The 1,675-nt window shown below is 70.0% G+C and carries 1 protein-coding gene; it reads left to right on the top strand.

Translation table 11 applies throughout. The features are described from left to right. Nucleotides 1–134 precede the first annotated feature (134 nt). Nucleotides 135–1,514 (top strand): IS1380 family transposase, encoded by a 1,380-nt coding sequence (locus CLV70_RS38795; RefSeq protein WP_106131592.1) that lies wholly within the window; start codon nt 135–137, stop codon nt 1,512–1,514. The last annotated feature ends 161 nt before the right edge of the window (nt 1,515–1,675 follow it).

Raw genomic sequence — 1,675 nt, 5'->3', positions numbered from 1 at the left:
TAGCCCGGGTGATTCACGGTGATCATCAACTGGTGGGCCCGACCGGCGTGTAAATAGACGGAAGTGCCTCTCTGGCAGGGGAAACTTGTGATTGCGACATCTGCAAGGATCTCTGCAAGGAAGGCACTTCCGGCGTGCAGTCTACGACGTGGTCGAAGGATCTGCGGGTCACCGCGGACGGAACTCAGGTGGTGTCGCACGTCGGCACCGCGCTGCTGCGGATGCTCGCGGACCGAGCTGGGCTGACGGATGCGTTGTCGGCCGCGCTCGCCCGTGCCGGGGTGTTCCCGGTCCATGACCGGGGCCGGGTCCTGGCTGATCTGGCCGTGTTGATCGCCGACGGCGGCGAGGCGATCTGCGACATCGACGTGTTGCGCCATCAGAGTGAGGTGTTCGGGCCGGTCGCCTCGGACACCACCGTGTGGCGGGCTTTGGACGAGATCGGCACCACCCAGCTGCGCCGGATCGCGGTCGCGCGGGCGAAGGTCCGTGCCCGGATGTGGCAGCTGTCCGGCGGCCCACCAGCGGCGCGGGCCGCCGGCCGGGACGTCGGCGCCGGGATAGTGGTGCTGGACGTGGACTCCACGATCCTGATCGCGCACTCCGACAAGGAACACGCCGCCGCGACCTACAAGCACACCTACGGCTTCCACCCCATCCTGGTGACCTGCGACAACACCAACGAGCTACTCGCCGTCACGCTGCGGCCGGGTAACGCCGGGGCGAACACCGCCGCCGACCACCTCACCGTGCTGACCGACGCCATCGCGCAGATCCCCGCCCCACATCGCCGGCACCTGCTGATCCGCGGGGACAGCGCCGCCGGCACGCACGCGGTGCTGGACTGGCTCACCGCCCGCAACACCCGCCGCCGCACCGTCGAGTACTCCATCGGCTGGTCGATCGGCGAGCCGGAACGCGCCGCGATCACCGCCCTGCCCGCGTCGGCCTGGACACCGGCTCTGGCCGCCGACGGCGGCGTCCGCGAGAAAGCCGAAGTGGCTGAGCTGACCGGCCTGCTCACCCTGGCCGGCTGGCCCGAGACGATGCGGGTCATCGTCCGCCGCGAACGGCCACATCCCGGCGCTCAACTGTCACTGTTCGAGGAACGCGACGGCTGGCGCTACACCGCGTTCGTCACCAACACCGCCGTGGGCGCGTTGCAGTGGCTCGAAGCCCGCCACCGCGCCCACGCCCGCGTCGAGGACCGCATCCGCTGCGCCAAAGACACCGGCCTGCGCCGGCTGCCGTCCCGCGAGTTCGCCATCAACCAAGCCTGGTGTGTTGCGGCCGCGATCGCCGCCGACCTCATCTGCTGGCTGCAAATCCACGCCCTCGACGGCGACCTCGCCCGAGCCGAACCGAAACGGCTGCGCTACCGGCTGCTGCACACCGCCGCCCGGCTCACCCGCGGCCAACGCCTGCGCCGGCTCCGCATCCCCGCCACCTGGCCCTGGGCCGAACAACTGTCCGCTGCGTTCACCCGGATCACGGCGATCCCCGCACCCGGCTGACCTTCGGTCAGCCCAACCCCGACGACCGGAGAACACCAGGAGACCACGCCCACCGCCGCGACAGACGGCCCACCACCATGCCCGGACCGCCACACCCATCAACACCGATCGATCAAAGCGGTCCGGCCGAACCAGCAGCCATCACCTGCGAATCATCGAGG

This window comes from Pseudosporangium ferrugineum, from assembly GCF_003002065.1.
GTDB classification, from domain to species: Bacteria; Actinomycetota; Actinomycetes; order Mycobacteriales; family Micromonosporaceae; genus Actinoplanes; species Actinoplanes ferrugineus_A.
This window is presented reverse-complemented; position numbering and strand designations above follow the sequence as displayed.